Raw genomic sequence first — 13,735 nt, 5'->3', positions numbered from 1 at the left:
CTGGAAGCTGTTTTCAAAGCGTCACGAGCACAGTCGTTCCTTCAGAACGGTGTTGGCGCAGGTTCGACCCGGTAGGTCAGAGCCCGCGCCAACCCTCATCAGCTCCGTTCTGCAGGCGTAAAACTTTGAAAACAGCTTCTGTAAGGAATGCCGGCAGCGCTGGCTTTGCGGCTCAAAAAGCCCCCGAGCGCATGCGTGCCGTTCATTCCTGGATGAGCGTCCCGTGGGACCACTGATGAGGGTAATAACTGTGCTTGAAGCCTACCGCAAACATATCGAAGAGCGTGCCGCCCTGGGTATCGTTCCCCAGCCGCTTAACGCCGAACAAACCGCAGGCCTGGTCGAGCTGCTGAAAAATCCTCCGGCTGGCGAAGAAGAATTCCTCGTTGACCTGATCACCAACCGCATTCCACCAGGCGTTGACGAAGCTGCCTACGTCAAGGCCGGTTTCCTGTCTGCCCTGGCCAAGGGCGAAGCCACTTCCCCCCTGATCGACAAGAAACGCGCTGTTGAACTGCTCGGCACCATGCAAGGCGGCTACAACATCGTGACGTTGGTCGAGCTGCTGGACGACGCCACCCTGGCGCCCGTCGCGGCCGCCCAGCTCAAGCACACCCTGCTGATGTTCGATGCGTTCCACGACGTGGCTGAAAAAGCCCGCAACGGCAACGAGCACGCCAAAGGCGTGATCCAGTCCTGGGCTGACGGCGAGTGGTTCCGCAACCGCCCTACCCTGGCCGACAAGATCAGCCTGCGCGTGTTCAAGGTCACCGGCGAGACCAACACCGACGACCTGTCCCCTGCGCCTGATGCCTGGTCCCGTCCTGACATCCCGCTGCACGCCCTGGCCATGCTGAAAATGGCGCGCGAAGGCATCGTACCGGACGAGCAAGGCAAGACCGGCCCGATGAAGCAGATCGAAGAAATGCGCGGCCAAGGCTTCCCGATCGCCTACGTCGGTGACGTGGTCGGTACCGGTTCGTCGCGTAAATCGGCCACCAACTCGGTACTGTGGTTCTTCGGCGACGACGTGCCTTACGTGCCGAACAAGCGTGCCGGCGGTTTCTGCTTCGGCAGCAAGATCGCCCCGATCTTCTACAACACCATGGAAGATGCTGGCGCACTGCCTATCGAATTCGACGTCACCAACATGAACATGGGCGACGTGATCGACCTGTACCCTCATGCTGGCAAAGTCTGCAAACACGGCACTGATGAAGTCCTGACCACCTTCGAAATGAAGACCCCGGTACTGCTGGACGAAGTTCGCGCCGGCGGCCGTATCCCGCTGATCATCGGTCGCGGCCTGACCGACAAGGCCCGCGCCGAACTGGGCCTGGGCCCTACCGACCTGTTCAAGCTGCCTGAAGCACCTGTCGACACCGGCAAAGGCTTCACCCTGGCACAGAAAATGGTCGGCAAGGCATGCGGCCTGCCGGAAGGCAAAGGCGTTCGCCCAGGTACTTACTGCGAACCGAAGATGACCACCGTCGGCTCCCAGGACACCACCGGTCCAATGACCCGTGATGAACTCAAAGACCTGGCGTGCCTGGGCTTCTCGACCGACCTGGTGATGCAGTCCTTCTGCCACACCGCGGCTTATCCAAAGCCGATCGACGTGACCACCCACCACACCCTGCCTGACTTCATCATGACCCGTGGCGGTGTATCGCTGCGTCCAGGCGACGGCATCATCCACAGCTGGCTGAACCGCATGCTGCTGCCGGATACCGTCGGTACCGGTGGTGACTCCCACACCCGTTTCCCGATGGGCATCTCGTTCCCGGCCGGTTCTGGCCTGGTCGCGTTCGCCGCAGCCACTGGCGTGATGCCACTGGACATGCCGGAATCGATCCTGGTGCGCTTCAAAGGCAAGATGAAACCTGGCATCACCCTGCGTGACCTGGTTCATGCCATTCCTTACTACGCGATCCAGGCTGGCCTGCTGACCGTAGAGAAGAAAGGCAAGAAGAACGCCTTCTCCGGCCGCATCCTGGAAATCGAAGGCCTGAACGACCTGACGCTGGAACAGGCTTTCGAGCTGTCCGACGCCTCGGCTGAACGTTCGGCTGCCGGTTGCACCATCAAGCTGTCCAAGGACTCCGTCACCGAGTACCTGAATTCCAACATTACCCTGCTGCGCTGGATGATCGGCGAAGGCTACGGCGATGCGCGTACCCTGGAACGTCGTGCCCAAGCGATGGAAGCCTGGGTAGCCAACCCGGAACTGATGGAAGCCGATGCCGACGCCGAATACGCCGAAATCATCGAGATCGACCTGGCCGAGATCAACGAGCCGATCCTCTGCGCACCCAACGACCCGGATGACGCACGCCTGCTGTCCAGCGTTGCTGGCGAGAAGATCGACGAAGTGTTCATCGGTTCGTGCATGACCAACATCGGCCACTTCCGCGCTGCCGGCAAGTTGCTGGAACAGGTCAAGGGCCAGCTGCCAACCCGTCTGTGGCTGTCGCCGCCGACCAAGATGGACGCTCACCAACTGACCGAAGAAGGCTACTACGGTATCTACGGCAAGGCTGGCGCGCGCATGGAAATGCCGGGTTGCTCGCTGTGCATGGGTAACCAGGCACGTGTAGAGCCGAATTCGACCGTGGTGTCGACGTCGACCCGTAACTTCCCGAACCGCCTGGGTGATGGTGCGAACGTCTACCTGGCGTCGGCTGAGCTGGCGGCCGTGGCCTCTACCCTGGGTCGCCTGCCGACTGTCGAAGAGTACATGGGCTACGCAGCGAAACTGGACACCATGGCCAGTGACGTCTACCGCTACCTGAACTTCGACCAGATCGCTGAGTTCCGCAAGGTCGCAGCAAGCGCCAACATCCCGGTGATTCAAGCTTAACGGTGTGTTGATGTAGCTATACCTGGTAAATCAGCGCCGCGTATCGCAAGGTACGCGGCGTTTTTTTATGCCCGCAATACGGTATCAGCAACACCACAAAACAAATGTGGGAGGGGGCTTGCTCCCGATGGCGGTGCATCAGTCACACATCAATCGACTGAACCTGCGCTATCGGGGGCAAGCCCCCTCCCACATTTGGATCTGGTCAGCCCTTGAGGGCTGTGTCAAACCTTAGGCAATCAGCGAATACACCAACGCCGTAATCGCCACCAAACCTACCGCCGTAACGAACACGTTAGACGCCTGCCCACGGTACTTGGCCATCGCCGGCACCTTGCGGATCGCGTACATCGGCATCAGGAACAGGATCGATGCAATGATCGGCCCACCCAGTGTCTCGATCATGCCAAGGATGCTTGGGTTCAGCGTGGCGACGATCCAGCACACCACCAGCATGAATGCGGCGGTCATGCGGTCCAGGGTCTTCGGTGCCGGACGGCGACCGGTCTTGATCACCAAGCCCTTGAGGCCCTCGCTCGCACCGATGTAGTGGCCCAGGAACGACTTGGCAATCGCCACGAACGCAATCAACGGCGCAGCGAAAGCGATGGTCGGGTTGTCGAAGTGGTTGGCCAGGTACGACAGGATCGACAGGTTCTGCGCTTTCGCCTCGGCCAACTGCGCTGGCGACAGGGTGAGCACGCAACTGAACACGAAGAACAGCACCATCGCCACCATCAACAAGTGCGCCCGGGACAGGATCTGCGAACTGCGCTCCTCGGCGTGTACGCCGTACTGGCGCTTCTGGTCAACCGCAAAGGCCGAAATGATCGGCGAATGATTGAACGAGAACACCATCACCGGAATCGCCAGCCAGAGCGTATTAAGCAACGCCGAAGGCGCCGGCACCTCACTGGCAGTACTCAGAATGCCGCCATTCCAATGCGGCACCAGGTACACCGCAAGGAACAGCAAGGCGACGATAAACGGATACACCATCAAGCTCATGGCCTTGACGATCACTTGCTCACCGCAACGCACCACGGCCAACAGGCCGAGGATCAGCACAAACGCCAGGATCGCCCGCGGCGGCGGCATGATGTGCAACTGGTGCTCCATGAAGCTGCTGACGGTATTGGTCAGGGCCACGCTGTAGATCAGCAGGATCGGGAAGATCGCGAAGAAGTACAGCAAGGTGATCAGCGCACCGGCCTTGATACCGAAATGCTCTTCAACCACATCGGTGATGTCGGAACCTTCACGGCCGGACAGTACGAAACGGGTCAGCCCTCGGTGGGCAAAGAACGTCATCGGGAACGCAAGCAGCGCGAGGATCACCAGTGGCCAGAAGCCTCCCAGGCCCGCGTTGATCGGCAAGAACAAAGTACCGGCGCCGATGGCGGTACCGAACAGCCCGAGCATCCAGGTGGTGTCCTGGCGGCTCCAGCTTGTGAGGGTTGCAGGTGTCGTTGCATAGCGTTCGTCGACGCTATTGGCCTGATCATTCATCCGGTCGGATCTCCGCATTCACACGGCCAGGACGAGTCAGAAACCCCTGACAGGCAGCGCCCTGGCCATAACAAGGGCCGGATTGTCCGGGATTCTCTTGAATAAGCAAAGACTTAGCTGAGGAATGGTTATGCGGTGCGGCCGTTCAAGGACGGCCGTCGGTGAAGGACTTGGACTGCCGTAGAGTCGTACGGACAATACGTCCTCTCATGTAACAAACAAAATACACAAGAAGAGTCCGACAAAAACTTCAAAGATCACTCGCATAAAAATTATATTTTTACCCATACAACACCTGAACTGTTACAGAACCATTCATAGCTATTGAGCAGCCACAAACCCCCAAACTAATATCGCCCCCCCGCACTGACAACAATACTTAATAAAGACTTCAGGAGCTTGACAATGCGAAGTTTCAATATTGCTTTTATCAGCCTGATTTTTACTGCGTTGACTCACGTCTTTATATCCAGCCATAAAAACCAATAACAAACGAGGCACCTTGATATGAATATACCCACGCCATTCAAATCTCTGTTAATACCTGCACTGCTGGCGGCCGTACTGCTACCCAGCTCAGCCATGGCGCAGGCAAGTGCAGCCTCTCCTGCAAAAAGTATCGCCGTCACACCTGACAATGCAGTCATGTTGACCGTCTTTCTTAAACACGATCAATCACGACCGCTAGGCGAGTTGAAAGCCCAACTTGCCAAACAGGAATTTCACAAGGTATTCCCGCCTGCCGGCGTAGAAGTCGTCAGTTGGAATATAACCATGGGCATAGGGCAGGTCATCGTCCTGCGCTTGCCGGCGTCGCGCCTGGCTGAGGTCAACCTTGCGATTGAAAACACTGCCTGGGGCGCATACCAGACCGAATTCTTTCCTACGTACGACTTCATGCCGATCGCTCAAAGAGAGCAAGCCCAGGCACGGAATACGGGCACAGCCCAATAGATTGGGGGAAACAAATCGGACACGCCCGTTGACAGCCGCGCGCCCGCCCCAGCATGATCGGGGCATGAACCTTATTCAGTTGAACCTCACCCACACCACCACCACGACCGCCAATGGCGGGTCGTGCGGTGACCGTGGGTGCTTCATCTAGACACCCTCCGGAAATACCCCAAGGCCCCGCCAGCGATGGACGGGGCCTTTTTTGTTGCTCCGCCATCCGGCACTCTCAAGGAGTAACACCATGGCTACCGCCCTACTGATCATTGATATACAAACCGGCCTGTACGACGGGCCGCAAAAGCCCTTCGAGCGCGAACGTGTGCTGGACACCGTCAACCAATTGATCCAACGCGCCCGCTCGGCTAGCGCGCCAATTTTTTTCGCTCGCCATACCGGCCCCACCGGCTCGCCCATTGAAGCAGGTAGCCCACTGTGGCAGCTGTGGCGAGGCCTGAACGTCGACGAGTCCCACGACCACCTGTTTAATAAAACCCGCCCAAGCTGTTTCCTGGGCACCGATCTGGCGCAGCAATTAGCGGCGGCGCAAATCGAGGAGTTGGTCATCGTGGGCATGAAAACTCAGTTCTGCGTCGATACCACCTGTCGTGTGGCAGTGGAACTGGGGTTCTCGGTGGTGTTACCGGAGGACGGCCATACGTGCATGGATACGCCGGCGCTGTCGGCCAAGGCGATCATCGAGCATCACAATGCGACGTTGGCCGGGGCATTTACAAAGCGGGTCAAAGCGAGGGATATCTGGAGCTGACGCTTCCAATCAAGAAGCCGAGTTCCCCTGGCTTGCATTGCGCAGCTCGCCCTTTATGGTGCTCTGCGCAATATCCAGTTTTTCCATCAGTTCAGTCGTCTCGTGGGCAGTCAGCGATTCGTAGTGGGTACTCCGTTTTTATAAGCCTCCCTTTCAAGCTTTTCAATAGCGATGCCCGGCCTGTACTTGGCGGGGCCGACAAGCGTACTGGCGATAACCGCTCTCCAGGGAGCCAGCGTTGAGGGGCTGTGTTTGTAACCATACGGCGTCCATTCGATCTCTTCGGGTGTGGCAGGAACAAGCATCCATGTCGTCTCTGCTGATGGGAAAGTCATTAAAGTCTTGCGCAAAAAAGCGGCTACGATGGACGGTCTCCAAATTCAGATTGGTCTGACGAAAGAAGAAATTTTTCCATCCCAATAAAACGTTCCGCCTTATAAATCCCGCATACTCATGCTCTCAAACCCTTCAGGAAGAGCCTTGCGATGCCCATCACTGTTCTGGTCCTGGTTGAAACCATCAATGAATACCTGCAAATCATCGAGAGCAATGATTTTCATGTGATCCTGGCGCCGACTCCTGCTGAACGGGCCCAGGCGATCAAGACCCAAGGCGGGCAGATCAAGGCCGTAGTGACCCGTGGCCCGCTGGGGCTGTACGCCGAGGAAATCGCCGCGTTGCCCTTGCTGGAAATCATCTGCGTGATCGGAGCGGGCTACGAACACGTGGACCTGCAGGCCGCGAGCAATCGTGGGATCGTGGTGACCAACGGCGCCGGGGTGAACGCGCCTTCGGTGGCCGATCACGCCATGGCCTTGCTGCTCTCGCTGGTGCGCGGCATTCCCCAGACGGATGCCGCCGTGCGGCGCAGCGAATGGCCCAAGGTCATGCGCCCTTCCCTGGCGGGCAAGCAACTGGGAATTCTCGGGCTTGGTGCCGTAGGCATGGAGATCGCCAAGCGCGCCGCCCTCGGTTTCGGCATGGAGGTGAGTTATCACAACCGCCAACCCCGCGATGACGTGGATTACACCTATTGTGCGACGGCCGTGGAGCTAGCCCGAAACTCGGACTTCCTGATCCTGGCGACTCCCGGCGGAGCAAGCACCCGTCACTTGATCGACCGCCATGCCCTCGACGCTTTGGGGCCACACGGCTATCTGGTGAACATCGGCCGCGGCAGCGTGGTGGTGACCGCTGATCTGGTGGCCGCACTGGAACAACGGCGTATCGGCGGCGCCGCACTGGATGTGTTCGACGACGAGCCCAAGGTACCGGACGCCCTCAAGCGCCTGAACAATACAGTGCTCACCTCCCATGTCGCAGGCCTGTCACCGGAAGCCGCCCACGACACCGTGCAGCGTGTCGCTGACAACCTGGTGGAATACTTTGCCGGCCGCCCGGCGCTCACGCCGGTCACGTTGCCAGCGCCTGCAAAGTGACCAATCAGGCACGCTGATCACCCTTCAACACGCTAACCTATTAAGCCGCCCCGACCTTGTCGTTGGGCGGCTGGGCGCATTAGATTAGGAAATAGTCCAAGGCCTTAAGAATAAGCAGAAGGGATAAGCATGGCGCTGAACGACCAATCAACCCAGGTTCGCCCAGGCGAAGAGCTTGATGCCGGCCTGATCGATCCCTACCTCAAGGCCCATATCCCGGGCTTGAGTGGCACGCCCACGATCAGCCAGTTCCCCGGCGGCGCATCGAACCTGACCTACCTGCTGGAATACCCGGGCCAGGAATTCGTGCTGCGCCGCCCGCCCTTTGGCCACAAGGCCAAGTCTGCCCACGACATGGGCCGCGAATACCGCATTCTCAACCAGCTTAAAGATGGCTTCCCGTACTGCCCCAAGGCTTATGTGCACTGTACCGATGAGTCGGTGATCGGCGCCGAGTTCTATGTAATGGAGCGGGTCAACGGCATCATCCTGCGCTCTGACTTGCCGGCCGAACTGGGGCTGGACGCGCTCAAGACTGAAGCCTTGTGCAAAAGCTTTATCGACAAGTTCGTCGAACTGCATCGGGTGGACTACAACGCCTGCGGCCTGGCCGACCTGGGCAAGCCCGAAGGCTACGTGGCGCGGCAGATTCGCGGCTGGAGCGACCGCTACGAAAAGGCCCTGACCCCCGACGCACCAAAATGGGAGGCGGTACGCGCCTGGCTCAACGACAAGATGCCAGCCGACCACCCGACTTCCAGCATCGTGCACAACGACTACCGCTTCGATAATGTGATCCTCGACCCGCATAACCCGATGCAGATCATCGGCGTGCTGGACTGGGAACTGACCACTCTGGGCGACCCGCTGATGGACCTGGGCAACACCCTCGCCTACTGGATCGAATCCGCAGACCCGGCGCCAGTGCAACTGATGCGGCGTCAGCCGAGCAACGCCCCCGGCATGCTCACCCGCCGCCAGTTTGTCGACTACTACGCGGAGCGCTCCGATATCCAGATCGACAATTTCGATTTCTATTACACCTACGGCCTGTTTCGCCTGGCCGGCATCGTGCAGCAGATCTACTACCGTTTCTTCCATGGCCAGACCCAGGACAAACGCTTTGCGCAGTTCATCCACATGAACAAGCTGCTGGAGCAGATGAGCCTGAATGTCATCGGTAAATCCGCACTCTGATTGCAACAACAAGGAATTTCTATGTCCAAGACCAACCTGTTCGACCTTGATGGCAAGATTGCTTTCGTTTCTGGTGCCAGCCGTGGCATCGGTGAGGCCATCGCCAAGTTGCTGGCCCAGCAAGGCGCCCATGTGATTGTCTCCAGCCGCAAACTGGACGGTTGCCAGCACGTGGCCGATGCGATCATCGCCGACGGCGGCAAAGCCACCGCCGTTGCCTGCCATATTGGTGAAATGGAACAGATCACCCAGGTGTTCGCCGGCATTCGCGAGCAGTTCGGACGCCTGGATATCCTGGTCAACAATGCCGCCACCAACCCACAATTCTGCAACGTGCTGGACACCGACCTGGCCGCCTTCCAGAAGACTGTGGACGTGAATATCCGTGGCTACTTCTTCATGTCGGTGGAAGCCGGCAAGCTGATGCGTGAGAACGGCGGCGGCAGCATCATCAACGTGGCCTCGATCAACGGTATCTCGCCCGGCGTGTTCCAGGGTATCTATTCGGTGACCAAGGCCGCCGTGATCAACATGACCAAGGTGTTTGCCAAGGAATGTGCGGCATTCGGCATCCGGTGCAACGCGTTGCTGCCGGGCCTGACCGACACCAAGTTCGCCTCGGCGCTGGTCAAGAACGACTCGATCCTGAAAGTGGCCCTGGCCCAGATCCCGCTCAAGCGTGTGGCCGACCCCAGCGAAATGGCCGGCGCGGTGCTGTACCTGGCCAGTGATGCCTCAAGCTACACCACCGGCGTGTCGCTGAATGTGGACGGTGGTTTCTTGTCCTGACGCCACCTGGGTTTCTTCGGATCGGTTTGCGAGTAACCTTGGCGCAGATCGATCTGCCCCAGGATGAAACATGCAATTGCACCTCGTCATCACCGGCCGCAAGGACCTGGCTGCCCAGCTTTATCAGCAGTTACGCGAAGCCATCGCCACCGGGAGACTCTCGGCCGGTGCACAACTGCCTCCCAGCCGGCTGCTCGCCGAGCAATTAGGCATATCGCGCAAAACCGTCTCCGACACCTACGCGACCTTGACGTACGAAGGCCTGCTGGTCGGCAAGATTGGCCGAGGCACCTTCGTCAATGCGTGGGCGCCACAGCCCGACCGCGTACAGACCGCCACCGACCTGGCCTGCGCTGCCAACCTGGGCAAGTGGGCGGCGTTGCCCTCGCCCATGCGCCATCCCACCGACGACAGCATCCTGCGCTATGAATTTATCGGCGGCGCCACCACACGCAATCAATTCCCCCAGGACGAATGGCGGCGCTGCACCCAGGACGCCCTGCGCCGTATCGCCCAGAACAGCGGTTTCTACAGCCAGCCCGAGGGACTGCCCGCGTTGCGCAGTGCCATTGCCGGGCATATCGCCTTCTCCCGTGGGGTCAAATGCCGCGACAGCGACATCGTGGTCACCAATGGCGCGCAGCAGGCCCTCGACCTGATCGCCCGCGTAGTGCTGGAACCGGGCAGCATCGTGGCCATGGAAGACCCAGGCTACAGCCCGGCACGCCAACTGTTCGTGGCGATGGGCGCCAGCGTCGCGAGTGTGCCGGTCGACGAACACGGTATTCAGGTCGAAAAAATTCCCGATGGCACGCGATTGATCTACGTGACGCCGTCACACCAGTTCCCCCTCGGCATGCCCATGAGCCTGCCGCGCCGCGAAGCGTTGCTGGCGCGGGCCATCGAGCTTGGCGCAATCATTATCGAAGATGACTACGACAGCGAATTCCGCTACGCAGGCCGCCCCACCGACTCCCTGCAAAGCATGGACACCCGCGGCGTGGTGACCTACGTCGGGACCTTCTCCAAAACCCTGCTGCCGGAGTTGCGCCTGGGCTATGCAGTGCTCCCACCGGCGATTTATGGCGCTGTGCTCAAGGCCAAGCAATTGACTGACCAGCACTGCTCGACCCTGCCGCAATGGGCACTGGCCAAGTTCATCAGCGAGGGCTATTTGCTCAAGCATATCCGCCGCTGCCATAGCGTCTATGCCGGGCGCCGCGAGCGCATCCTGCAGCGTCTGGCGGGTGACCTGTCACCGTGGTTTGAAGCGGTGCCTACAGTGGCCGGCTTTCATATGGCAGCGCTGTGCAAAGTGCCAGTGGATGTTGCATTGCTGATCGAACTGGCGCGCCAGGTGGACGTGGGGTTGTATCCGCTGGACGTGTTTTACCACGACGCTGCGGTTCGCTCGGGCCTGATCATCGGCTTCGGCGCCATTGAAACCCTGGACATCGACCCGGCGCTGGACAAGGTTCGCGATATCCTCCAGCAGATTGGCTAAGGGGTTTTCCGGCGCATTGGTCATTGGTGGTGTGCACGCTGCGGCGTAGGGTGGAGAGGTCTTGAACTATGTGGACCCTCACCATGAAACGATTGCTCGCCACCACGCTGATGCTCGCCTCCCTCGGCGCATTTGCCCACGACCCGGTGTACAACAAGGAAACGATCAAGGTGCTGCAAGAGCACGCCTTGACCAATGTGCCCGGCAAGAAAACCATCATGCTCACCGTCGACTACGCCCCCGGCCAGGCCACCGTGCCCCATAGCCACACCGGTACGGCCGTGGCGTATGTGCTGGAAGGCGAGATCACGTCGCGGGTCAACGAGGAGAAAGCGATCACTTACAAAGCTGGGGAATCGTTCTACGAACCGGCCGGTTCGCGGCATTTTGAATCGAGCAATGCCAGCCAGACCCAACCGGCCAAACTGCTGGTGGTGATGGTGCTGGATGACAAGGCTGAAGTGCTGACCCCGCTGCCACAGTAACCCGCCACGATACAAAACCAATATGGGAACAGGCCCGCTCCCACAGGGTCAGGGTCGCTTGAAGTGGTTGCGCAGCGCCTCAATCCGCTGCCGACAAACGCAACCTTCAAGGTGGTCATTGACCATTCCCATCGCCTGCATAAACGCATACATCGTAGTCGGGCCGACAAAGGTCCAACCGCGCTTCTTCAGGGCCTTGGACAAGCGAACCGACGCCGGTGATGTCGGGTTGGCCGTCCAGTACGCCATGTCCACCAGCGCCGGGCGCTCTTGCTCGGCAGGCTCGAATGCCCACAACCAGCGCGCCAGCGAGCCGGTCTCATCCACCAGTTCACAGGCTCGGCGCGCATTGTTGATAGTGGAAACAATCTTGGCCCGATTACGCACGATACCCGGGTTGTTCATCAAGCGTTCAATCTCAGCTTCGCCGTACTGCGCCACCCGGCGAAAATCAAAACCTTCGAACGCCAGCCGAAAGCTTTCGCGCTTGCGCAGGATGGTGATCCACGCCATCCCCGCCTGAAAGCCCTCCAGGCAAATCTTCTCGTATAACTGAATGTCATCCGCCACCGGCACGCCCCACTCCTGGTCGTGGTAATGGAGGTATTCGGGGGCGGCATTGCGCCATGTGCAATGGGTGCACCCGGCTGCGTCGGTTGTCAGACCTGATGGGTCCATTCGTCACCTCGTGTACAGAGGCCGGATGATACGCAAAAAAATTTAAACCCCGTCAACCGCTCAAGCATCGTACTGACCGACTAACTGGTCAGACCGGGACCTGCAAGCCGCCGAATATTTACTTGTTATTTGAAAAAAGCCAGGCGTAGACTGGCCACGCACTGGACTTACCGGTAAGACCACAACAATTAAGCCCTGGAACCACCAGGGCACCGAATAGAGATCCTTCCCATGCTCAGATGGTGCTCGCGTTCGATTTTCCTGCAAGTCGTGATCGGCCTGATGCTAGGCGTAGTCTGCGGCCTGGCCCTTCCCGAATTCTCCTCGCAACTCAAACCCCTGGGTGACGGCTTTATCAAGCTGATCAAAATGCTGATTGGCCTGATCGTCTTCTGCGTGGTGGTCAGCGGTATTTCCGGCGCCGGCGACTTGAAGAAAGTCGGGCGCATCGGCCTCAAGTCGGTGATTTACTTTGAAGTACTCACCACTGTCGCCCTGGTGCTCGGGTTGATCATGGCGTTCAGCACCGGCATCGGCAGCGGCGCCAATATCCACCTGGAGCAGCTCTCTTCCGCCGGTTTGAATGAACTGGCCGACAAGGGCCAACACATCCGCGGCACCAGCCAGTTCCTGATGGACCTGATCCCCAACTCGGTGATCGGCGCATTCGCCGATAACAATGTGCTGCAAGTGTTGTTGTTCTCGGTGCTGTTCGGCAGTGCGTTGAACCTGGTGGGTGAGGCGGCCAGCGGCATCTCGCGGCTGATCAACGAGCTGAGCCACGTGATCTTCCGCATCATGGGCATGATCGTGCGCCTGGCGCCGATTGGTGTGTTCGGCGCGATCGCGTTCACCACCAGCACCTACGGCCTGGACTCCCTGCAACACCTGGGCAGCCTGGTGGGCCTGTTCTACTTGACCTGCTTTGCTTTCGTCGGGCTGATCCTCGGGCTGGTGATGCGCCTGTCGGGCCTGCGCATACTGCCCCTGCTCAAGTACCTGCGCGAAGAGCTGCTGATCGTGATGGGCACCGCTTCGTCCGATGCCGTGCTGCCGCAGATCATGCGTAAGCTGGAACACTTGGGCATCGGCAGCTCGACTGTCGGCCTGGTGATTCCGACAGGGTACTCGTTCAACCTCGACGGTTTCTCGATCTACCTGACCCTGGCCATCGTGTTTATCGCCAACGCCACCGGTACTCCGCTGTCGATGACCGACTTGTTGACCATCCTGCTGGTATCGTTGATCACATCCAAAGGTGCCCACGGTATCCCGGGCTCGGCGCTGGTCATTCTGGCGGCGACGCTCACGGCTATTCCGGCGATTCCGGTGGTTGGCCTGGTGCTGGTATTGGCAGTGGACTGGTTTATGGGCATTGGCCGTGCATTGACTAACCTGATCGGCAACTGCGTGGCTACCGTGGCGATTGCCCGGTGGGAAAAAGACATCGACATCCAGCGCGCCAACAAGGTGCTGGACGGCCAGCAAGGTTATGCCTTCCAGGCCAAAAAGCCGGTGTTGCCGACGCATCAGGAGTTCTAATTTGTTTTTTTG

At 59.2% G+C, this 13,735-nt stretch carries 11 protein-coding genes; 9 read left to right on the top strand and 2 right to left on the bottom strand.

Features of this window, described 5'->3' with window-relative positions; all coding sequences use genetic code 11:
• Positions 1 to 250 precede the first annotated feature (250 nt).
• Positions 251 to 2,860: a bifunctional aconitate hydratase 2/2-methylisocitrate dehydratase gene (acnB, locus tag JFT66_RS17315; protein WP_162524976.1), complete on the top strand. Its 2,610-nt coding sequence runs from the start codon at positions 251 to 253 to the stop codon at positions 2,858 to 2,860.
• A 231-nt stretch (positions 2,861 to 3,091) separates the two neighbouring features.
• On the opposite strand, the gene JFT66_RS17310 is transcribed toward acnB, so the two are convergent.
• Entirely contained in the window at positions 3,092 to 4,369 is a 1,278-nt protein-coding gene (locus JFT66_RS17310; RefSeq protein ID WP_034119871.1) for a serine/threonine transporter, read from the bottom strand.
• Positions 4,370 to 4,876: 507 nt separating this feature from the next.
• On the opposite strand from JFT66_RS17310, the gene JFT66_RS17305 reads away from it, so the two are divergent.
• The 7 genes from JFT66_RS17305 to JFT66_RS17275 all read left to right on the top strand — a co-directional run bounded on the left by JFT66_RS17305 (position 4,877) and on the right by JFT66_RS17275 (position 11,503).
• On the top strand, positions 4,877 to 5,323 hold the full coding sequence (locus JFT66_RS17305; protein ID WP_034119872.1) for a hypothetical protein: 447 nt from the start codon (positions 4,877 to 4,879) through the stop codon (positions 5,321 to 5,323).
• A 241-nt stretch (positions 5,324 to 5,564) separates the two neighbouring features.
• Positions 5,565 to 6,089, top strand: a complete 525-nt coding sequence (locus JFT66_RS17300; protein WP_198859732.1) for a cysteine hydrolase family protein — start codon at positions 5,565 to 5,567, stop codon at positions 6,087 to 6,089.
• Positions 6,090 to 6,574: 485 nt separating this feature from the next.
• The gene (locus JFT66_RS17295; protein WP_034119874.1) at positions 6,575 to 7,528 is read left to right on the top strand and encodes a 2-hydroxyacid dehydrogenase; all 954 of its coding nucleotides are present in this window, start codon (positions 6,575 to 6,577) and stop codon (positions 7,526 to 7,528) included.
• A 129-nt stretch (positions 7,529 to 7,657) separates the two neighbouring features.
• The gene (locus JFT66_RS17290) at positions 7,658 to 8,725 is read left to right on the top strand and encodes a phosphotransferase family protein (protein ID WP_153839579.1); all 1,068 of its coding nucleotides are present in this window, start codon (positions 7,658 to 7,660) and stop codon (positions 8,723 to 8,725) included.
• 21 nt (positions 8,726 to 8,746) lie between these two features.
• Positions 8,747 to 9,514 carry an SDR family oxidoreductase gene (locus tag JFT66_RS17285; protein ID WP_153839578.1) on the top strand — a complete coding sequence of 256 codons (768 nt, stop codon included), beginning with the start codon at positions 8,747 to 8,749 and terminating at the stop codon, positions 9,512 to 9,514.
• A gap of 70 nt (positions 9,515 to 9,584) precedes the next feature.
• On the top strand, positions 9,585 to 11,018 hold the full coding sequence (pdxR, locus tag JFT66_RS17280; protein ID WP_198859731.1) for a MocR-like pyridoxine biosynthesis transcription factor PdxR: 1,434 nt from the start codon (positions 9,585 to 9,587) through the stop codon (positions 11,016 to 11,018).
• Positions 11,019 to 11,101: 83 nt separating this feature from the next.
• On the top strand, positions 11,102 to 11,503 hold the full coding sequence (locus tag JFT66_RS17275; protein WP_198859730.1) for a cupin domain-containing protein: 402 nt from the start codon (positions 11,102 to 11,104) through the stop codon (positions 11,501 to 11,503).
• Positions 11,504 to 11,551: 48 nt separating this feature from the next.
• On the opposite strand, the gene JFT66_RS17270 is transcribed toward JFT66_RS17275, so the two are convergent.
• On the bottom strand, positions 11,552 to 12,181 hold the full coding sequence (locus JFT66_RS17270) for a DNA-3-methyladenine glycosylase I (protein WP_198859729.1): 630 nt from the start codon (positions 12,179 to 12,181) through the stop codon (positions 11,552 to 11,554).
• A gap of 231 nt (positions 12,182 to 12,412) precedes the next feature.
• On the opposite strand from JFT66_RS17270, the gene JFT66_RS17265 reads away from it, so the two are divergent.
• Complete coding sequence (locus JFT66_RS17265) at positions 12,413 to 13,723, top strand: C4-dicarboxylate transporter DctA (RefSeq protein WP_198859728.1); 1,311 nt, start codon at positions 12,413 to 12,415, stop codon at positions 13,721 to 13,723.
• Positions 13,724 to 13,735 lie beyond the last annotated feature (12 nt).

It is taken from the genome of Pseudomonas sp. MF6755 (assembly GCF_016405635.1).
GTDB classification, from domain to species: Bacteria; Pseudomonadota; Gammaproteobacteria; order Pseudomonadales; family Pseudomonadaceae; genus Aquipseudomonas; species Aquipseudomonas haemolytica.
The sequence above is the reverse complement of the archived record's forward strand: the minus strand, read 5'-3'. Positions and strand labels throughout refer to the sequence as shown.